This window comes from Kitasatospora terrestris (assembly GCF_039542905.1).
Taxonomy (GTDB): domain Bacteria; phylum Actinomycetota; class Actinomycetes; order Streptomycetales; family Streptomycetaceae; genus Kitasatospora; species Kitasatospora terrestris.
The window spans coordinates 7,885,302-7,907,516 of sequence record NZ_BAABIS010000001.1; the positions used below are offsets into that span (position 1 = coordinate 7,885,302).

Below are 22,215 nucleotides of genomic sequence, written 5' to 3' on the forward strand. Positions count from 1 at the left end.
CGGGGGACGCTGCGGGACGGAAGACGACACCGGCCCCAGGAGTGGAACCCACCATGGCGGAATTCCCCGACCCGTCCGTGCTCGACGCCGGCTCACCGGAGGCGGTGGCCGTGATCGGCGCCGCGTGCCGGCTGCCCGGTGCGCCGGACCCGGAGGCGTTCTGGCAGCTGCTGGACGCCGGCCGCAGCGCGGTCGGGGCGCCCCCGGCGGGCCGGTTCGCGGACGGCGAGCCGGTCCGGGCGGGCGGGTACCTGGAGCAGGTCGACCGGTTCGACGCCGACTTCTTCGGCATCACCCCGGCCGAGGCGGCCGCCGCCGACCCGCAGCAGCGCCTGGTGCTCGAACTGGCGTGGGAGGCGCTGGAGGACGCCGGGGTGGTGCCTGCCGGGCTGGCGGGCAGCCGGACCGGGGTGTTCGTCGGCGCGATCGGCGGTGACTACGCCGCGCTGGCGGCCCGGACCGGTTCGCCCACCCGGCACACGCTGACCGGCCTCAACCGGGGCGTCATCGCCAACCGGGTGTCGTACGCGCTGGACCTGCGCGGGCCGAGCCTCACGGTGGACTCCGCGCAGTCCTCCTCGCTGGTCGCCGTCCACCTCGCGGTGGAGGCGCTGCGGTCCGGCGAGGCGGAGTACGCGCTGGCGGCGGGTGTCCACCTCAATCTGGCGCCGGACTCGGCGCTGGCCATGGAGCGGTTCGGCGCGCTGTCGCCGGACGACCGCAGCTTCACCTTCGACGCCCGCGCCAACGGCTTCGTCCGCGGCGAGGGCGGCGTGGTGCTGGTGCTGAAGCCGCTGGTGCGGGCGCTCGCGGACGGCGACCGGGTGTACGCGGTACTGCTCGGCAGCGCGGTCAACAGCGACGGCGCCACCGAGGGGCTGACCGTGCCGAGTGCCGCCGCCCAGGCGGACGTGGTGCGCCGGGCGCTGCGCCGGGCCGGGGTCGAGCCCGCGCGGGTCGGGTACGTGGAGCTGCACGGCACCGGGACCCGGGTCGGCGATCCGATCGAGGCCGCCGCGCTCGGCGAGGCGCTCGGCGCCGGCCGGGCAGCCGGGTCGCCGCTGCTGGTCGGCTCGGCCAAGACCAACGTCGGGCACCTGGAGGGCGCGGCGGGCATCGTCGGGCTGCTGAAGACCGTCCTCGCCGTGCACCGTGGCCGGCTGCCGGCCAGCCTCAACTTCGCCACGCCCAACCCGGGCATCCCCTTCGCGGAGCTGGGCCTGCGGGTGCGGACCGAGTCCGGGCCGTGGCCGGAGGACGGCGGAACGCCGGTCGCGGGCGTGAGCTCCTTCGGGGTGGGCGGCACCAACGCCCACGTCGTGGTGGCTGCCGGGCCGCAGGGCGCGGCCGCGGCGACGGAGGGCCAGGGTGCGCCGACCGCGACCGCGGAGGACGCGGGTGCGCGGGTGCTGTGGCCGGTGTCCGGTCGGAGCCCGGCGGCGCTGCGCGAACAGGCGGCCCGGCTGCGGGAGTTCGCCGAGTCCCGGAGCGACCTCACCCCGGCCGGGCTCGGCCGGGCGCTCGCCACCACCCGGACCGCCTTCGAGCACCGCGCCGCCGTCACCGGCACCGACCGCGCGGAGCTGCTGGCGGGCCTCGCGGCGCTCGCGGAAGGCGGGCAGGCCGCCGGGCTGGTCCAGGCCCGGGCGCACGCCGGCGGTCCGACCGTGCTGGTCTTCCCCGGCCAGGGCTCCCAGTGGGACGGCATGGCCCGCGAACTCCTGGACACCGCACCGGCGTTCGCCGATGAGCTGGCCGCCGTCGAGCGGGCGCTGGCCCCGTACACCGACTGGTCGGTGGGCGCGGTGCTGCGCGGCGAGCCGGGGGCGCCCGGGCTGGAGCGGGTGGACGTGGTGCAGCCCGTGCTGTTCGCCGTGAACGTGGCGCTGGCCGCGCTGTGGCGCGCCGAGGGCGTCCGGCCGGCCGCGGTGATCGGCCACTCGCAGGGCGAGATCGCGGCGGCGTACGTGGCCGGCGCGCTCACCCTGGAGGACGCGGCCGCCGTGGTCGCGCTGCGCTCGCAGGCCATCGCCGGGCTCGGCGCCTCGGGCCGGGGCGCGATGGCCGCGATCCCGGCGCCCGCCGAGGAGGTCGCCGCGCGGCTCGCCGACCGGCCGAGCGGGATCAGCGTCGCCGCCGTCAACGGACCGGCCGCCACCGTGGTCTCCGGCGACCGGGAGGCGGTCGAGCTGCTGGTCGAGGAGTACCGCGCCCAGGACGTCCGGGCCCGGCTGGTGCCCGTCGACTACGCCTCGCACTCCCCGCACGTCGAGCCGCTGCGCGACACGCTGCCCGCCCTGCTCGCCCACATCCGCCCCCGCCGCGCCGACCTGGCGTTCTACTCCACCGTCACCGGCGGCCTGCTGGACACCGCCGAGCTGACCGCCGACTACTGGTACCGCAACCTGCGCGGCACCGTGCAGCTGGAGCGCGCCGTGCGGGCCGCCCTCGCCGACGGGCACCGCAGCTTCGTCGAGTCCAGCGCCCACCCGGTGCTGACGGTCGGTCTGACCCAGATCACCGACGGAGCGGCCGCCGTCACCGGCACGCTGCGCCGCGACCACGGCGGGCCCGGGCAGTTCGCGGCGTCGCTCGCCGAGCTGTGGGCGCGCGGCGGCGTCGTCGACTGGACGGCCCGGTACGGCGTTCGCGGCGGCCCGGTGCCGCTGCCGACGTACGCGTTCCAGCGCCGCCGGCTGTGGCTGGACGGGCAGACCGCGCCGCTGACGGCCGGCCCGGAGCCGGTCCGGGCCCAGGCGGCGGAGGTGTCCGACGGCTGGAGCGAGGAGGCGGCGCTGGCCGCCGTCCGGTCCGCGGCGGCCCTGGTGCGCGGGCAGGACGGACCGGAGGCCGTCGACCCCGACCGCACCTTCAAGGACCTCGGCTTCGACTCGGTCGCCGCCGTGGAGTTCCGCGACCGGCTGGCCGGTGCCACCGGCCTCGCCCTGCCGTCCACCCTGACCTTCGACCACCCCACCCCGCGCGCCGTCGCCGCCCGGCTGGCCGCGCCGGCCGCCGGGCCCACCGGGCCGGCCGTGCCCGCGTACGGCCCCGGCGGGGCGGCCGACGACGACCCGATCGCCGTGGTCGCGCTCAGCGGCCGCTGGCCCGGCGGTGCCGACACCCCCGAGCAGCTGTGGGAGCTGCTGCGCGAGGGCCGGGACGCGATCGGCCCGTTCCCCGACAACCGCGGCTGGGACCTCGACGCGCTCTACGACCCCGACGGGGAACGCCCCGGCAGCTCGTACACCCGGCAGGGCGGCTTCCTGGCCGACGCCGACCGCTTCGACGGCGCGTTCTTCGGCCTCGCCCCGCGCGAGTCCGCCGCGATGGACCCGCAGCAGCGCCTGCTGCTGGAGTCCGCGTGGGAGCTCACCGAGCGGGCCGGCATCGTCCCCGCCACCCTGCGCGGCAGCCGCACCGGCGTGTTCGTCGGCGCCATGCCGCAGGAGTACGGGCCCCGCCTGCACGAGACCCCGGTCGGGTACGAGGGCCACGCGCTGACCGGCACCCTCAGCTCCGTCGCCTCCGGACGGCTCGCCTACACCCTGGGCCTGGAGGGCCCGGCGATCACCGTGGACACCGCCTGCTCCTCCTCGCTGGTGGCGATCCACCTCGCCGCCCAGGCGCTGCGCACCGGCGAGTGCGACCTCGCGCTGGCCGGCGGCGTCACGGTGATGTCCACGCCCGGCATGTTCACCGAGTTCAGCCGCCAGCGGGGCCTCGCGCCCGACGGCCGCTGCAAGCCCTTCGCGGCCGCGGCCGACGGCACCGCCTGGGCCGAGGGCGTCGGCCTGGTCCTGCTGGAACGCCTCTCCGACGCCCGCCGGCGCGGCCACCGGGTGCTCGCGCTGGTCCGCGGCTCCGCCGTCAACCAGGACGGCGCCTCCAACGGCCTCACCGCCCCCAACGGCCCCGCCCAGGAACGCGTCATCCGCCAGGCCCTCGCCCAGGCCGGCCTCGCCCCCGGCGACGTCGACGCCGTCGAGGCCCACGGCACCGGCACCGCCCTCGGCGACCCGATCGAGGCGGGCGCCCTGATCGGCGCGTACGGCCAGGGGCGGGAGCGGCCGCTGCTGATCGGCTCCGCCAAGTCCAACCTCGGCCACACCCAGGCCGCCGCCGGCGTCACCGGCGTGATCAAGCTGGTCCAGGCGCTGCACCACGGCGAACTCCCCGGCACCCTGCACCTGGACGCGCCCTCCCCGCACGTCGACTGGGCGGCCGGCGACGTCCGCCTGCTGGAGCGCACCACGCCGTGGCCCGCCACCGGCCGCCCGCGCCGCGCCGCCGTCTCCTCCTTCGGCATCAGCGGCACCAACGCCCACCTGATCCTGGAGGAGCCGCCGGTCGAGCCGGCAGCGCCCGAACCGGTCGGCGGCGGCCTGCCGTTGCTGGTGTCGGCGCGCAGCGAGGCCGCCCTGCGGACCCAGGCCGAGCGGTTGCTGCCGCTCGCCGGGCAGGCCGGCCTCGGCCGGGCGCTGGCCACCCACCGGACGCACTTCGAGCACCGCGCGGCCGTCCTCGGCGACCCGGCCGAGGGACTGCGGGCCCTGGCCGACGGCCGGGACACCCCCGGACTGCTGCGCGCCACCGCCGCCCGGAACGTGCGCACCGCCTTCCTGTACTCCGGCCAGGGCAGCCAGCGCCCCGGCGCGGGCCGCGAACTGTACGCCGACGAACCGGTGTTCACCGCCGCCGTGGACGAGATCGCCGCCCTGTTCGCCGCCGAACTCGCCGTCCCGCTCACCGACGTCCTGTTCGCCGAGCCCGGCACCGATAACGCCGCCCTGCTCGGCACCACCGCCTACACCCAGCCCGCGCTGTTCACCCTGCACGTCGCCCTGCACCGCCTCGCCGAGTCCTACGGGCTGCGCCCCGACCACCTGATCGGCCACTCGGTCGGCGAACTCAGCGCCGCCCACCTGGCCGGCGTCCTCTCCCTGCCCGACGCCGTCACCCTGGTCGCCGCCCGCGGCCGGCTGATGGAGGCCCTGCCCGCCGGCGGTGCGATGGCCGCCGTCCAGGCCACCGAGGCCGAGGTGGCGGCCGACCTCGGCCCCGCCGTCTCGCTCGCCGCCGTCAACGGACCCACCTCCGTCGTGCTCTCCGGCGACGGCACCGAGGTCCGGCGGATCGCCGACGCCTGGCGGGCCCGAGGCCGCCGCACCAAGCTGCTCCAGGTCGGCCGGGCCTTCCACTCGCCGCACATGGACGCCGTCCTCGACGACTTCCGCGCCGTCGCCGAACGGCTGGAGTACCGCGAGCCCCGGCTCGCCGTCATCTCCAACCTCACCGGCGCACCCGCCACCGCCGAGCAGCTGCGCAGCCCCGACTACTGGGTGCGGCACATCCGCGAGGCGGTCCGCTTCCACGACGGGATCCGCGCCCTGCGGGCCGCCGGGACCGGCGCCTACCTGGAACTCGGCCCCGGACCCGTGCTCACCGCGCTCGCCGAGGACACCCTGGACGACACCGACGAGCCCCGCGTGCTCGCCGCCCTCCTGCGCGCGGACCGGCCCGAACACGACACTGTCGCCGAAGCCCTCGCCCGGCTCCACCTGCACGGCGTCGAGGTCGACTGGCACGCCGCCCTCCCCGGCGCCCCGACCGGCGTCGACCTGCCCACCTACCCCTTCCAGCGGCAGCGGTACTGGCTCGACCAGCCGGCCGGCACCGGCGACACCGGCGGCCTCGCCTCCACCGGACACCCGCTGCTGGGCGCCGCGACCGAACTCCCCGACGGCACCGGCCTGCTGCTCACCGGACGGATCTCGCTGCGCACCCACCCGTGGCTCGCCGACCACGCGGTCGGCGGCCAGGTGCTGCTCCCCGGCACCGCGCTGCTCGAACTCGCCCTCCAGGCCGCACTGCGCACCGGCGCCGGACAGGTCGAGACGCTCGACCTGGAGGCCCCGCTGGTGCTGCCCGAACACGGCGGGCTCCGGCTGCAGGCCGTCGTCGGCGCGGAGGACGGGAGCGGCCGCCGGCCGGTCCAGCTCCGCTCGCAGACCGAGCACGAGGACGCCGACTGGACGCGGCACGCCACGGGCGTGCTGGCGCCCGGTGGTGCGGCGCGGCCGGCCGCGGACGGCGCGTGGCCGCCCGCCGGCGCGGAGCCGGTCGAGCTGGACGGCGTGTACGAGGAGCTCGCCGCGCGGGGATACCGGTACGGGCCGGTGTTCCGGGGGCTGACCGCGGCCTGGCGGCGCGGCGAGGAGCTGTACGCGCAGATCGCCCCGGCCGCCGACGGTGAGGCGTACGCGCTGCACCCCGCGCTGCTGGACGCCGCCCTGCACGCCGTCGTCCGGGACGCCGAGCGGACCGTCCTGCCGTTCGCCTGGCGCGAGGTGACGGTCCACCGGGCCGGAGCCACCGCCCTGCGCGCCCGGATCACCCCGGCCGGGCAGGACACCGTGACCCTGGAGGTCAGCGACAGCACGGGCACCCCCGTCGCCACCGTCGCCGCCCTCACCCTCCGCGCCGCCACCCCCGCCGGGGCGGCCGAAGCAGCCCTGCGCCTCACCTGGCAACCCCTGCCGACCGCTGCGGGCGGAACCACCGGCCCGGCGGGGGTGGCGCAGGCCGTCGCCGGCCACCCGGCCGCCGCGCCCGCCTCCGGCGGGGTCACCGGGGCTGCGCCCGGCGTTCCGCCGCAGGGCGGTGCGCACGGGGCCGTCACGGGAGCCGTTCGCGCAGCCGTGGCCTCGGGTCCCGCCTCCGGCGGGGTTCCTGCGGGCGCGGCGGGAGCCGCTCGGTCCGCCGTCTGGCTGGAGGCGGTGCGGGCGGGGCTGCCGGGGGACACCTCGTTCGAACTCGTCCGGGACGCCGAGGAGGCGTTGCGGGTCGTCCAGCCGTGGCTGGCCGGTGACGGCGGGACGCTGGTGGTGGCCACCGAGCACGCGGTGGCCACGCATGCCGGTGAGGACGTGCCGGAGCCCGCGGCCGGGGCGGTGTGGGGGCTGCTGCGCACCGCGCAGGCGGAACACCCGGGCCGGCTGGTGCTGGTGGACCTGGACGGCACCCCGGAGTCCCTGGCCGCGCTGCCCGCCGCCCTCGCGGCCGACGAGCCCCAACTGGCGCTGCGCGCCGGTGAGCTGCTGGTACCGCGGCTGATCCGGGACCGCTCCGACGGCCTGCTCGACCTGGCGGGCCGGGACACCTGGCGGCTGGACACCGAGACCCCGGGCAGCCTGGACGGTCTCGCCGCGCTGCCCGCCCCCGAGGCCCGCCGTCCGCTGGCCGCGGGCGAGGTGCGCCTCGCGGTGCGCGCCGCCGGGCTGAACTTCCGCGACGTCCTGATCGCGCTGGGGGTCTACCCGGGCGGGGCCAGGGTCGGCGCGGAGGCGGCCGGCACGGTGCTGGAGACCGGGCCGGGCGTGGAGCGCCTGCGGGTCGGCGACCGGGTGGCCGGTCTGGTGCAGGGCACCCTGGGGCCGGTCGCGGTGACCGACCACCGGCTGCTGTTCCGGGTGCCGGAGGGGTGGAGCGACGCGCAGGCGGCGACCGTCCCGGTGGCGTTCCTGACGGCGCACCACGGGCTGTACGACCTGGCGGGCCTGCGACCGGGGGAGAGCGTGCTGGTCCACGCCGCGACCGGCGGCGTCGGCCAGGCGGCGGTGCAGTTGGCCCGGCACGGCGGTTCGGTGGTCTTCGGTACGGCGAGCCCCGGCAAGTGGGGCACGCTCAGGGACCAGGGCCTGGACGACGCGCACATCGCCTCCAGCCGGACGCTGGACTTCGAGCCGGCGTTCCGCGCGGCGACCGGCGGGCACGGCGTGGACGTGGTCCTGAACGCGCTGGCCCGGGAGTTCACGGACGCCTCGCTGCGGCTGCTGGCCCCGGGCGGGCGGTTCGTGGAGATGGGCAAGACCGACCAGCGCGACCCGGAGGCCGTCGCGCGGGACCACGACGGCGCCGCCTACCTGGCGTTCGACCTGTTCGACGTGGATCCGGACCGGATCGCCGCGATCCTGGCCGAACTGGCGCCGCTGTTCGCCTCCGGCGCGCTGACCCCGCTGCCGGTGCTGGCGCAGGACGTGCGGCACGCCCCGCAGGCGGTCCGCCGGCTCAGCCAGGCCCGGCACACCGGCAAGCTGGCGCTCTCCCTGCCCGCACCGCTCGCGGACGGCGGCACCGTCCTGGTGACCGGCGGCACGGGGGCCCTGGGCCGACTGGTGGCCCGACGCCTGGTCACCCACCACGGCGTCCGGCACCTGCTGCTGGCGAGCCGTCAGGGCATCGGCGCGCCGGGCGCGGCCGAGCTGGCCGCCGACCTCGCGGCGCTCGGGGCCGAGACCACCGTCACCGCCGCGGACCTGGCCGACCCGGCGGCGGTCGAGGCCCTGGTCGCGGGGGTGCCCGCCGCGCACCCGCTGACCGCCGTGGTGCACACCGCGGGCGTCCTGGACGACACGGTGCTCACCTCGCTCACCCCCGAGCGGCTGCGCCGGGTGGCCGGGCCCAAGGCGGAGGCGGCCTGGCACCTGCACCGGGCCACCGCCCACCTGGACCTCGCCGCGTTCGTGCTGTTCTCCTCCGCGGTCGGCCTGCTCGGCAACCCGGGCCAGGCCAACTACGCCGCCGCCAACAGCCAGTTGGACGCGCTGGCGCAGCACCGCCGGGTGCGCGGCCTGCCCGCGGTCTCACTCGCCTGGGGCCACTGGGCGAAGGCGGGCGGCATGGCGGCCGGTCTCGGGGCCGCGGAGACCGAGCGGCTGGCGGCCACCGGCCTGGCGCCGATGGACAACGCGTACGGCCTGGCCCTGTTCGACGCCGCGCTGGGCGGCCCGGACGGCACGCCGGGCACCCCGTACGCGCTGTTGGCCGCCGCGCGGATCGACACCGCCGCGGTGCCCGCGGACCGGCTGTCGCCGTTGCTGCGCGGCCTGGCCCGGCGGCGCCCGCAGCGGGCGGCCGGCGGGGACGGCGCGGCCGCCCTGGCGGCCCGGCTGGCCGGCAGGCCCGCGGCCGAGCAGGAGCGGGAGCTGCTGGAGCTGGTCCGTTCGACGGCCGCCGCGGTGCTCGGCCACCCGGACGCGGGCGCGGTGCGGCCGGAGATCGGCTTCATGGAGGCGGAGTTCGACTCGCTGGGCGTGATCGAGCTGCGCAACCGGATCAACGCGGCGACCGGTCTGCGGCTGCCCACCACCGCCGTCTTCGACCATCCGACCCCGCTGGCGCTCGCCGCCCACCTGCGGGAGCGGCTGGCCCCGGCCGAGCAGCCGGAACTCCCGGACGCAGCGGCGGAGTTCGCCCGGCTGGAAAGGGCCTTGGACGCCCTCCGGGAGGATCCGGACGCCCGCGCCGACGCGGCCGCCCGGCTGACCGCCCTGCTCGCCGCGCTCGGTGCGCCGAGGCCCGCGGCGGACACCGACGACGACCTGGCCGTACGGATCGGCGAGGTCAGCAACGACGACATCTTCGACTTCATCGACAACGAGCTCGGCATCTCCTGAGGAAGGCCCGCAGATCATGAGCACGGACGAGCAGAAGCTGCGCGACTACCTCAACAAGGTCGCGACCGAGCTGCACCAGACCCGCCGACGCCTCGCCGAGGCCGAGGCCAAGGCGGCCGGCACCGGCCCCGAGGAGCCGATCGCCATCGTCGGCATGGCCTGCCGCTTCCCCGGCGGCGCCGACACCCCCGAGGCGCTGTGGCGGCTGGTCGCCGAGGAGCGCGACGTGGTCGGCCCGTTCCCGACCGACCGCGGCTGGGACCTGGACCACCTCTACGACCCCGACCCGGACCGGCCCGGCCGCAGCTACGCCCGCGAGGGCGGATTCCTGTACGACGCGGGCGAGTTCGACGCCGGCTTCTTCGGCGTCTCGCCGCGCGAGGCGCTCGCCGCCGAGCCGCAGCAGCGCCTGCTGCTGGAGACCGCCTGGGAGGCGCTGGAGGACGCCGCGATCGACCCGCACGCGCTGCGCGGCAGCCGCACCGGCGTGTTCGCGGGCGTCATCGCTCAGGAGTACGGCCCGAGCATGCACCACCTGCCCGCGGAGCAGACCGACGGCTACGTGCTGACCGGCACGACCACCTCGGTCGCCTCCGGCCGGATCGCCTACACCCTGGGCCTGGAGGGCCCGGCGGTGACCGTGGACACCGCCTGCTCGTCCTCGCTGGTCGCCCTGCACCTGGCGGCCCGCGCCCTGCGCGCCGGGGAGTGCTCGCTGGCCCTCGCGGGCGGCGCGACCGTGCTCTCGGCGCCCGGCATGTTCATCGAGTTCAGCCGCCAGCGGGGCCTCGCCCCGGACGGCCGCTGCAAGCCGTTCGCCGCCGCCGCGGACGGCACCGGCTGGGGCGAGGGCGCGGGCCTGCTGGTCCTGGAGAAGCTCTCGGACGCCCGGCGCCACGGCCACCGGGTGCTCGCCGTGCTGCGCGGCTCGGCCGTCAACCAGGACGGCCGCAGCAGCCAGCTGACCGCCCCGAGCGGCACCTCGCAGCAGCGGGTGATCCGGCAGGCGCTGGCCTCCGCCGGGCTCGCCCCCGCGGACGTCGACGCGGTCGAGGCGCACGGCACCGGCACCCGGCTGGGCGACCCGATCGAGGCGCAGGCGCTGCTGGCCACGTACGGGCAGAAGCGCGAGCACCCGCTCTGGCTGGGCTCGGTGAAGTCGAACATCGGCCACACCCAGGCCGCGGCCGGGGTGGCGGGTGTGATCAAGTCGGTGCTGGCCATCCGGCACGGCGTCCTGCCGCGCACCCTGCACGTGGACGCCCCCTCGCCGCACGTGGACTGGGAGTCCGGCGCGGTGCGGCTGCTGACCGAGCAGCAGCCGTGGCCGGAGCTCGGGCGTCCGCGCCGGGCCGCCGTGTCGGCGTTCGGCGTCTCCGGCACCAACGCGCACGTGATCGTCGAGCAGGCGCCGGCAGCCGATCCCGCCGAGCCCACCGGGCGCGGCGCGGTCCCGCCGGTGCTGCCGTACGTCGTCTCGGCCCGCACCGCGCAGGCGCTGCACGCCCAGGCCGGGCGGATCGCCGCCGCCCTGGAGCACACCGACCCCCTGGACGCGGCGCACACCCTGGTGCACGGCCGCGCCGCCCTGGAGGAGCGGGCGGTCGCCGTCGGCGACCCGCAGGCGCTGCGCGACCCGGACGGGCCCGAGGTGGTCCGCGGCACCGCCGGCAGCCCCGGCAAGGTGGTCTTCGTCTTCCCCGGCCAGGGCTCCCAGTGGACCGGCATGGCCGCCGAACTGCTCGCCGCCGAGCCGGTGTTCGCCGCCGCGCTGGAGGACTGCGCGGCCGCCCTCGCCCCGCACACCGACTGGTCGCTGCTGGACGTGGTCCGCGGCGTCCCCGGCGGCCCCGACCCGGACCGGGTCGACGTCGTCCAGCCCACCCTGTGGGCCGTCATGGTGGCCCTCGCCGCGCTCTGGCAGGCGTACGGGGTGCGCCCCGACGCGGTGGTCGGCCACAGCCAGGGCGAGGTCGCCGCCGCGTACGTCGCGGGCGGCCTGACCCTCCCCGACGCCGCCCGGATCGTCGCCCGCCGCGCCCAGGCGCTCGCCACCCTGTCCGGGAAGGGCGGCATGGTGTCGGTGGCCCGCCCGCTCGCCGAGGTCGAGCAGCGGATCACCGCCTGGCCGGGGAAGCTGTCCATCGGCGTGGTGAACGGCCCGCTGTCCACCGTGGTCTCCGGCGACCCGGCGGCGCTCGCCGAGCTCACCGAGGCCTACACCGCCGAGGGCGTCCGGGTCCGCCCGGTCAACATCGACTACGCCTCGCACTCCGTGCAGACCGACGCGCTGCGCGAGGAGCTGCTGGAGCTGCTGGCCCCGGTCCGCCCGCGCACCGGCACGGTGCCGCTGCTGTCCACCGTCACCGGCGACTGGCAGGACACCGCCGGCCTGGACGCCGCGTACTGGTTCCAGAACCTGCGCCGCACCGTCCGGTTCGAGCAGGCCATCCGGGCGCTGGCCGCCGACGGGCACACCGTGTTCGTCGAGGTCAGCCCGCACCCGGTGCTCACCGGTGCGATCGAGGACACCCTGGACGCCGCCGGCGTCGCCGACCCGGTGGTCGGCGCCTCGCTCCGCCGCGAGCAGGGCGGCCGGCACCGCTGGCTCACCTCGGTCGCCGAACTCCACGTCCGCGGCGTCGCCGTGGACTGGACGCCCGCCTTCGCGGGCACCGCCCCGCACCTTGCCGAGCTGCCCACCTACCCGTTCCAGCGGCAGCGGTACTGGCTCGACGCCAGCCGCTCGCCCGAGCACCTGGACGCCTCCGCGCCCGCCCCCGACGGCCGCTTCTGGGACCTGGTCGCCGACCGCGACGCCGGCCGGCTCGGCGAGGAGATCGGCGTGGACGGCGAGCGGCTCGCCCCCGTGCTGCCCGCCCTCGCCAGCTGGTGGGACCGCCGGCAGGCCGCCACCGCCGCCGACGGCTGGCGCCACCGGCTGACCTGGCGCTCCGTCACCGCGCCCGCCGCGCCCGCACTGGACGGCAGGTGGCTGCTGGTCACCGCCGAGGAGCACGCCGCACACCCGTGGACCGCCGCGCTCGGCCGGGCGCTCGACGCCCTCGGCGCCCGGACCGCCCACCTGGTCGGCGGCCCCGACCGGGAGCGGCTCGCCGCCGACCTGGCCGCCGCCGGGCCGGTCGCCGGCGTGGTCTCACTGCTCGGCCTGCGCCACGGCCCCCACCCCGAGCACCCGGCACTGCCCTGGGCGCACGCCGCCTCGGTGGCCCTCGCCCAGGCGCTCGACGACACCGGCGCACCCGCCCCGGTCTGGTACCTGACCTCCGGCGCCGTCTCCACCGGCCCGTCCGACCCGGTCACCGACCCCGCCCAGGCCCTGGTCTGGGGCTTCGGCGCGATCCTCGCCGCCGAACAGCCCGACCTGCACGGCGGCCTGCTCGACCTGCCCGCCGCACCCGACGCGCGGCTCTGGCAGCGGGCCGCCGCGCTGATCGCCGACACCGCCGCCGACCGCGAGGTGGAACTCGCGCTGCGCCCCGCCGGGGCGTTCGCCCGCCGCCTGGTCGCCGCCGCCCCGGCGGGCGAGGCCGCCGAGCCGTGGCAGCCGACCGGCACCACCCTGATCACCGGCGGCACCGGCGCGCTCGGCGGGCACGTCGCCCGCTGGCTGGCCGCCCGCGGCGCCGAGCACCTGCTGCTGGTCAGCCGCCGCGGCGCCGAGGCGCCCGGCGCCGCCGTCCTGGAGGCCGAGCTCGCCGCCCTCGGCGCCCGGGTGAGCTTCGCCGCCGCCGACGTCGCCGACCGGGCCGCGCTGACCGCCGTCCTCGACGCGGTCCCCGCCGAGCAGCCGCTCACCGCCGTGGTGCACACCGCCGCCGCGCTGCACGACGGGCTGATCCCGACCCTGACCGCCCGGCAGCTCGAGGACGCCCTGCGGGCCAAGGCCGGCGCCGCCCGGCTGCTGCACGAGCTGACCGCCGACCGCGCGCTCTCCGCGTTCGTGCTGTTCTCCTCGCTCGCGGGCGTGGCCGGCATCCCCGGCCAGGGCAACTACGCGCCCGGCAACGCCTACCTGGACGCGCTCGCCGCCGAGCGCCGGGCCGCAGGGCTGCCCGCCACCGCCATCGCCTGGGGCCACTGGGCGGGCGACGGCATCGCCGCCGACGGCGCCGAGGAGCAGCTGCTGCGGCACGGCCTGGTCTCGCTGCCGCCCGCCCGGGCGGTCGAGGTGCTCGGCCAGGCGCTCGACCACGGCGAGGGCCACCTGGTGGTCGCCGACGCCGACTGGTCGGCGCTGTTCCGCGGCCGCCGGCACCCGCTGGCCGCCGAACTGGTCCGCGCCGCGCCCACCGGGCCGGCCGCCGAGCAGCCGGGCAGTGACCTGCTCGGCCGGCTCGCCGCGCTGCCCGCCGCCGAGCGCCGGCGCAGCCTGCTCGGCGTCGTCCGGGCCCAGGCCGCCGCCGTCCAGCGGCACGGCTCCGCCGACGCGATCGACCCCGCCCGGGCCTTCCGCCAGCAGGGCTTCGACTCGCTGACCGCGGTCGAGTTCCGCAACCGGCTCGGCGCCGCCACCGGACGCCGACTGCCCGCCACCGTGGTCTTCGACCACCCCACCCCCGCCGCGCTGGCCGACTGGCTGGCCGAGGAGCTGTGGGGCGCCGAGGAGCCGGCCGCCGCCGGACCGGTCGCGGCGGTCGCGCACGACGAGGACCCGGTGGTGATCGTCGGCATGGCCTGCCGCTACCCCGGCGGCGTCGAGTCGCCCGAGGACCTGTGGCGGCTGGTCGGCGACGGCGTCGACGCGCTCACCGAGTTCCCCGCCGACCGCGGCTGGGACCTGGAGAACCTGTACAGCCCCGACCCGGACCGGCCCGGCACCTCGTACTCGCGGCACGGCGGATTCCTGGAGGGGATCGGCGACTTCGACGCCGAGTTCTTCGGCATCCCCCCGCGCGAGGCCCCCGCCGTCGACCCGCAGCAGCGCCTGCTGCTGGAGACCACCTGGCAGCTGTTCGAGCGGGCGGGCATCGACCCGGGCACGCTGCGCGGCAGCCGGACCGGCGTCTTCGCCGGCATCTCCGGCCGGGACTACGGCGCCGGCATCCAGCAGGCCCCGGAGGAGCTGGAGGCGTACCTGGGCATCGGCAACGCGGGCAGCGTGGCCTCGGGCCGGATCTCGTACACCTTCGGGTTCGAGGGCCCGGCCGTCACGGTGGACACCGCGTGCTCGTCCTCGCTGGTCGCCCTGCACCTGGCCGCGCAGTCGCTGCGCAGCGGGGAGAGCGACCTGGCGGTGGCCGGCGGCGTGCTGCTGATGACCACGCCGACCACCTTCGTGGAGTTCTCCCGGCAGCGGGCGATGTCCCCCGACGGGCGGTGCAAGGCGTTCGCCGCGGCGGCGGACGGCACCGGCTGGGCGGAGGGGGTGGGCCTGCTGCTGGTCGAGCGGCTCTCCGACGCGCGGCGCAACGGGCACCGGGTGCTGGCGGTGCTGCGCGGCAGCGCGGTCAACCAGGACGGTGCGTCCAACGGCCTCACCGCGCCGAGCGGCCCCTCGCAGCAGCGGGTGATCCGGCAGGCGCTGGCCGCGGCCGGGCTCGCCCCCGCGGACGTGGACGCGGTCGAGGCGCACGGCACCGGGACGACGCTCGGCGACCCGATCGAGGCGCAGGCGCTGCTGGCGACGTACGGGCAGGAGCGCGAGCACCCGCTCTGGCTGGGCTCGGTGAAGTCGAACATCGGCCACACCCAGGCCGCGGCCGGGGTGGCGGGCGTGATCAAGTCGGTGCTGGCGATCGAGCACGGCGTCCTACCGCGCACCCTGCACGTGGACGCCCCGTCCCCGCACGTGGACTGGGAGTCCGGCGCGGTGCGGCTGCTGACCGAGGAGCAGCCGTGGCCGGAGCTCGGCCGTCCGCGCCGGGTCGCCGTGTCGGCGTTCGGCGTCTCCGGCACCAACGCGCACGTGATCATCGAGCAGGCGCCGGTCGAGGCGCCGCGCGCGCAGGCCCCGACCGTGGTGCCGCCGGTGCTCCCGTTCGTCGTCTCGGCCCGCTCGGAGCAGGCGCTGCGCGCCCAGGCCGAGCAGATCGCCGACCTGGCGGCCGGCGGTGGCGCCGACGCGGTCGCCCAGGCGCTGGCCGCCTCGCGCGCCCACCTGGAGGAGCGCGCGGTGGTGCTCGGCACCGCCGAGGCCCTGCTCGACCTCGACGGGCCCGAGGTGGTCCGCGGCACCGCCGGCTCCGGCGGCCTGGCCTTCCTCTTCTCCGGTCAGGGGAGTCAGCGGGTGGGGATGGGGCGGGAGTTGTACGGGGCGTTCCCGGTGTTCGCGGCCGCGTTCGACGCGGTGGTGGAGGCGTTGGGCCTGCCGGTGGCGGAGGTGATCGCCTCGGGTGAGGGGTTGGACGAGACGGGGTGGACGCAGCCCGCGCTGTTCGCGGTGGAGGTGGCGCTGTTCCGGTTGTTCGAGTCGTGGGGGGTGCGGCCGGACCTGGTGGCGGGGCACTCGATCGGTGAGCTGGCGGCGGCGCACGTGGCGGGGGTGTTCTCGTTGGAGGACGCGGCCCGGCTGGTCGCCGCTCGGGCGGGGCTGATGCAGGCGCTGCCGGCGGGCGGGGCGATGGTCGCCGTGCAGGCCACCGAGGAGGAGGTCCGCGAGGCCCTCGTCCCGGGCGCGGAGATCGCGGCCGTCAACGGCCCGCGTGCCGTGGTGGTCTCCGGTGACGAGGACGCCGTCCTCGCGGTCGCCGAGCGGTTCGCCGACCGGCGCACCCGCCGGCTGCGGGTGTCGCACGCCTTCCACTCCGCGCACCTGGACCCGATGCTGGCCGCGTTCGAGGCGGTCGCCGCCACCCTGACCTACCACCCGCCGACCCTGCCCGTGGTCTCGAACGTGACCGGCAAGGTCGCCACCGCGGCCGAGCTGACCGACCCGGCGTACTGGGTGCGCCAGGTCCGCGAGCCGGTCCGGTTCGCCGACGTGGTCGGCGAGTTGGCCGCCGAAGGGGTCACCACCTTCCTGGAGCTCGGCCCCGACGGCACGCTGACCGGGCTGGTCGAGCAGACCCTGGAGGCGCCGGTCACCGCCGCCGCCCTGCGCCGGGACAGGGCGGAGGCGCACAGCGCGCTCACCGCGCTCGCCCGGATCCACGTCCACGGCCACCGGGTCGACTGGACCGCCCTCTTCGGCGGCGACCGCCGGCCCCGCACCGAACTGCCCACCTACCCCTTCCAGCGCCGCCGCTACTGGCTGGAGGCCGCCGCCGGAGCCGTCGACGCGGGCGGCCTCGGGCTCGGCAGCGTCCGCCACCCGGTGCTCGGCGCGGTCGTCCGCCCCGCCGACTCGGACGGCGTGCTGCTCACCGGCAGCGTCTCGCTCGCCACCCACCCGTGGCTCGCCGACCACGTCGCGCACGGCACCGTGCTCGCCCCGGGCGCGGCCCTGCTGGAGCTGGCGGTCCGGGCCGGCGACGAGGTCGGCGCGCCCGTCCTGGACGAACTGGTCGTCGAGGCACCGCTGGTGCTGCCCGAGCGCGGCGCGCTGCAGCTGCAGGTCGCCGTCGGCGAGCCCGACGGGCACGGGGTGCGCACGGTCGCCGTCCACTCCCGGGCCGGCGCCGACGCCGAGTGGACCCGGCACGCGAGCGGCCTGCTCTCGGACCGCGAGGCCGCGCGTCCGGAGGCCGTCCGGCCCGCCCCGGCGGACGCCGAGGAGATCACCGCCGAAGAGGCGTACGAGCAGCTCGCAGCCGTCGGACTGGACTACGGCCCGGCGTTCCGGGGCCTGCGCTCGGTGCGCCGGGACGGGACGGACCTGTACGGCGAGGCGGCGCTGCCCGCCGAGCAGGCGGGCGACGCCGCGCGGTTCGGCATCCACCCCGCGCTGCTGGACGCCGCCGCCCAGCTGCCCGCCCTCGCGGGCGGCCCGCGGGCGGGACGGCGCCTGCCGTTCGCCTACCGCGGCGTCACCCTGCACGCCACCGGCGCGACCGCGCTGCGGATCCGGGTCACCGAGACCGGCCCGGACCAGTACGCGCTGACCGCCGACGACCTCGAGGGCCGTCCGGTGGTGTCGATCGCCGAGCTGGTCACCCGCCCGGTGCAGGACGGCCCGGCGGCCGGGGCCGTACGCCTCGACCGGGACAGCCTGTTCGCCGTGGAGTGGCCGCGGATCGAGGCGCCGGCGCAGCCCGTCGACCCGTTCGACGAGCTGCGGGTGGCCGCGCACCGGGGCACCCTCGCCGAGGTGCTGAAGCAGGTCCAGGGCTGGCTCGCCGACGAGGCGAACGAAGCCTCGCGGCTGGTCGTGGTGACCCGGGGCGCCGTCGCCGTCGACGGCGAGGTGCCGGACCAGGTCCTGGCACCGGTCTGGGGCCTGCTGCGCTCCGCGCAGTCCGAGCACCCGGAGCGGATCGTCCTGGTGGACACCGACGCCGAGGCCGCCTCCGAGCAGCGGCTGGCCGCCGCCGTCGCCACCGGCGAGCCGCAACTCGCGCTCCGCGAGGGCCGGGTGCACGTGCCCCGGCTGCAGCGGGTGGCCGTCCCGCGGCAGGCCGAGCCGCGCCCGTGGGACCCGGAGGGCACCGTCCTGATCACCGGCGGCACCGGCGTGCTCGGCGCGCTGCTGGCCCGGCACCTGGTCGCCGAGCGCGGCGTGCGCCACCTGCTGCTGCTGTCGCGGCGCGGACCGGACGCACCCGGCGCGGACGGCCTGCGGGAGGAACTGCAGGCGCTCGGCGCCGCGGTGACCGTCACCGCGGCCGACACCGCCGACCGCGCGCAGCTCGCCGCCGCGATCGCCGCCGTCCCGGCCGCGCACCCGCTCACCGCCGTGATCCACACCGCCGGTGTGGTCGACGACGGCGTGTTCGGCGCGCTCACCCGGCAGCGGCTGGCCGGCGTCTGGGAGCCGAAGGCCGACGGCGCCCGGTACCTGCACGAGCTGACCCGGGGCCACGACCTGGCCGCGTTCGTGCTGTACTCCTCCGTCGCCACCGTGCTCGGCTCGCCGGGGCAGGCCAGCTATGCGGCGGCCAACGCCTACCTGGACGCGCTGGCGGCCCACCGCCGCTCGCTCGGCCTGCCCGCCCAATCGCTGGCGTGGGGCCAGTGGGCCGAGGCCAGCGGCATCACCGGCCACCTCACCGCGACCGACCACGCCCGGCTCGCCCGGTTCGGCATCCGGCCGATCGACTCCGCGGAGGGCCTCGCCCTCTTCGACGCGGCCGAACTGCTCGGCGAGCGGCCCGCCCTGGTGCCCGCCCCGCTCGACCTGGCCGCGCTGCGCGGACGCGCCGTGCCGCCGCTGCTGCGCGGCCTGGTCCGCCGGGCCCGCCGCACCGCGGGCGCGGCGGCCGGGGCGAGCGGCGAGGCCCCTCTCGCGCAGCGGCTCGCCGCGTTCGGCGACGGCGCCGAGCGGCTCGCCGAACTGCTGCGGCTGGTCCGCGCCGAGGTGGCCGCCGTGCTCGGCGGCGACCCGGAGTCGGTGGGCGGCAGCCGCTCGTTCACCAGCCTCGGCCTGGACTCGCTGACCGCCGTCGAACTGCGCAACCGGATCGGCGCCGCCACCGGCCTGCGCCTGTCCGCCACCCTGGTCTTCGACCACCCCAGCCCGGTCGCGCTCGCCGAGCACCTGCTCGCCGAACTGCTCGGCGACACCGCGGAGCAGCCGGTCGCGGCCCAGGCGCCGGTGCCGGTCCGGGCGGACGAGCCGATCGCGATCGTCGGCATGGCCTGCCGCCTGCCCGGCGGCGTCACCGACCCCGACGAGCTGTGGCGGCTGGTCGCCGACGGCGTCGACGCGGTCGGCGAGTTCCCCACCGACCGCGGCTGGGACCTGGACGCGCTGTACTCGCCCGACCCGGACAACCCGGGCACCTCGTACACCCGGCACGGCGGATTCCTGGACCGGGCCGCCGAGTTCGACGCCGCGTTCTTCGGCGTCTCGCCGCGCGAGGCGCTGGCCACCGACCCGCAGCAGCGCCTGCTGCTGGAGGCCGGCTGGGAGGCGCTGGAGAGCGCCGGACTCGACCCGACCGCGCTGCGCGGCAGCCGCACCGGCGTGTTCGCCGGCGTGATGTACCACGACTACGCGCCCCGGGTCCGCGAGGTCCCGGCGGAGCTGGAGGGCTGGCTCGGCAACGGCACCGCGGGCAGCGTCGCCTCCGGCCGGATCTCCTACACCTTCGGCTTCGAGGGCCCGGCCGTCACGGTCGACACGGCCTGCTCCTCCTCGCTGGTCGCCCTGCACCTGGCCGCGCAGTCGCTGCGCACCGGCGAGTGCGACCTGGCGCTGGCCGGCGGCGTGGCCGTGATGTCCACCCCGACCACCTTCGTGGAGTTCTCCCGCCAGCGCGCCCTGTCGGCCGACGGCCGCTGCAAGGCGTACGCGGGCGCCGCGGACGGCACCGGCTGGGGCGAGGGCGTCGGCCTGCTGCTGGTCGAGCGGCTCTCCGACGCGCAGCGCAACGGGCACACGGTGCTCGCCGTGCTGCGCGGCAGCGCGGTCAACCAGGACGGCGCGTCCAACGGCCTCACCGCGCCCAGCGGCCCCGCCCAGCAGCGGGTGATCCGGCAGGCGCTGGCCAACGCCGGGCTGGCCGCCGCCGACGTGGACGCGGTCGAGGGCCACGGCACCGGCACCCGGCTGGGCGACCCGATCGAGGCGCAGGCGCTGCTCGCCACGTACGGGCAGGACCGCGAGGAGCCGCTCTGGCTCGGCTCGCTGAAGTCGAACATCGGCCACACCCAGGCCGCCGCCGGCGCCGCGGGGGTGATCAAGATGGTGCAGGCGATCCGGCACGGCGTGCTGCCGCGCACCCTGCACGTGGACGAGCCCACCCCGTACGTGGACTGGGAGGCCGGCGAGGTGCGGCTGCTCACCGAGCAGCGGGCCTGGCCCGAGGCCGGGCGTCCGCGCCGGGCCGGGGTGTCCTCGTTCGGCGTCTCCGGCACCAACGCGCACGTGATCATCGAGCAGGCGCCCGCCGAGCGGCCGCGGCCCGAGCGCGGACCGACCCCGCCGGTGCTGCCGTTCGCGGTGTCGGCCCGCTCCGGCGCGGCCCTGCGGGCCCGGGCCGGGCAGGTCGCCGAGCTGCTGGCGACCACCGAGCCGGTGGACCTCGCGCACACCCTGGTCACCGCCCGGGCCGCGCTCGAGGAGCGGGCGGTCGCGGTCGGCGGCGCCGAGGGCCTGCGGGCGCTCGCCGCCGACGAGCCCTCGCCCGCCCTGGTCCGCGGCACCGCCGACCTGACCGGGAAGACCGTGTTCGTCTTCCCCGGCCAGGGTTCCCAGTGGGCCGGCATGGCGGTCGAACTCCTCGACACCGCACCGGTCTTCGCCGCCCGGATCGCCGAGTGCGCGGCCGCCCTGGCCCCGCACACCGACTGGTCGCTGGTCGACGTCCTGCGCGGCGCGCCCTGCTCGCCCGGACTCGACCGGGTCGACGTGGTGCAGCCCGTCCTGTGGGCGGTCATGGTCTCGCTCGCCGAGCTGTGGCGGGCCCACGGCGTCCACCCCGACGCGGTGGTCGGCCACAGCCAGGGCGAGATCGCCGCGGCCGTGGTCGCCGGCGGGCTCTCGCTGGAGGACGGCGCCCGGGTGGTCGCCCTGCGCAGCCGCGCCATCCTCGCGCTCTCCGGCAAGGGCGGCATGGCCTCGGTCGCGCTGCCCGTCGACCGGGTCGCCGAGCGGATCACCGCCTGGGACGGCCGGTTGTCCGTGGCGGTCGTCAACGGGCCGTCCGCGACCGTGGTCTCCGGCGAGCCCGAGGCGCTCGCCGAGCTGGTCGCCGGCTACCGCGAGGAGGGCGCCCGGGCCCGGCTGGTCCCGGTCGACTACGCCTCGCACTCCGCCCAGGTGGACGGGCTCCGCGAGGAGCTGCTGGAGCTGCTGGCACCCGTCCGCCCGCGCACCGGCACGGTGCCGCTGCTGTCCACCGTCACCGGCGACTGGCAGGACACCGCCGGCCTGGACGCCGCGTACTGGGTGACCAACCTGCGCGAGACGGTCCGCTTCGAGGACGCCACCCGGGCGCTCGCCGACCAGGGCCACACCGTCTTCGTCGAGGTCAGCCCGCACGCGGTGCTCACCGTGCCGCTGCAGGAGACCCTGGAGTCCGCCGGGCTCGGCCGCCGCAGCGCGGTCACCGGGACGCTGCGCCGCGACGAGGGCGGGCTGCACCGCTTCCTGCTCTCGGCGGCCGAACTGTGGGTCCGCGGCGCCGCCGTGGACTGGACGGCGCCGCTCGCCGACGCCCGCCCCCGCCCGGTCCCGCTGCCCGGCTACCCGTTCCAGCGGCAGCGGTACTGGCTGGAGGCGACGGTCTCCAACACCACCGTCACCGCAGCCGCCGCCCCGCAGCCCGCGGCCGACGGCGAGGACGCCCCGTGGATCGCCCGGCTGGCCGCGCTGGCCGACCCGGCCGCCCGCGAGACCGAACTCCTCGCCCTGGTCCGCCGGGAGGCGGCCGCCGTCCTCGGCCACGGCGACAGCGCCGGCGTCGACGCGGACCGGGCGTTCCGCGACCTCGGCCTGAGCTCGCTGACCGCCGTCGAGCTGCGCAACCGGATCGGCGCCGGCACCGGACTCGACCTGCCCGCCACCCTGGTCTTCGACCAGCCGACCCCGGCCGCCGTCGCCGCCCACCTGCTGGCCGAACTCCCGGCCGCCGCGGGCGGACCCGGCCCGCTCGGCGCGCTGGAGTCGCTGGCCGCCCTGGAGCGCGCCCTCGCCGCCCCGGACGGCGCCGCCGAGGTCGACCGCGCCCTGCTGGGTCGGCTGCGCGCCCTGGTC

At 77.9% G+C, this 22,215-nt stretch carries 1 protein-coding gene and 1 pseudogene; both read left to right on the plus strand.

Annotation, left to right across the window (positions count from 1 at the left end; all coding sequences use genetic code 11):
• Positions 1 to 53: 53 nt before the first annotated feature.
• Positions 54 to 9,458 carry a type I polyketide synthase gene (locus ABEB06_RS36055; protein WP_345701149.1) on the plus strand — a complete coding sequence of 3,135 codons (9,405 nt, stop codon included), beginning with the start codon at positions 54 to 56 and terminating at the stop codon, positions 9,456 to 9,458.
• Positions 9,349 to 22,075 (plus strand): annotated as a pseudogene (locus ABEB06_RS36060) (type I polyketide synthase); the annotation flags it as partial. The gene ABEB06_RS36055 and the pseudogene ABEB06_RS36060, both read left to right, overlap by 110 nt.
• Positions 22,076 to 22,215 lie beyond the last annotated feature (140 nt).

What these genes read in the sequence shown, in the direction of transcription:
- ABEB06_RS36055 (WP_345701149.1), top strand. Translation starts at nt 54, where the DNA reads ATGGCGGAATTCCCCGACCCGTCCGTGCTCGACGCCGGCTCACCGGAG.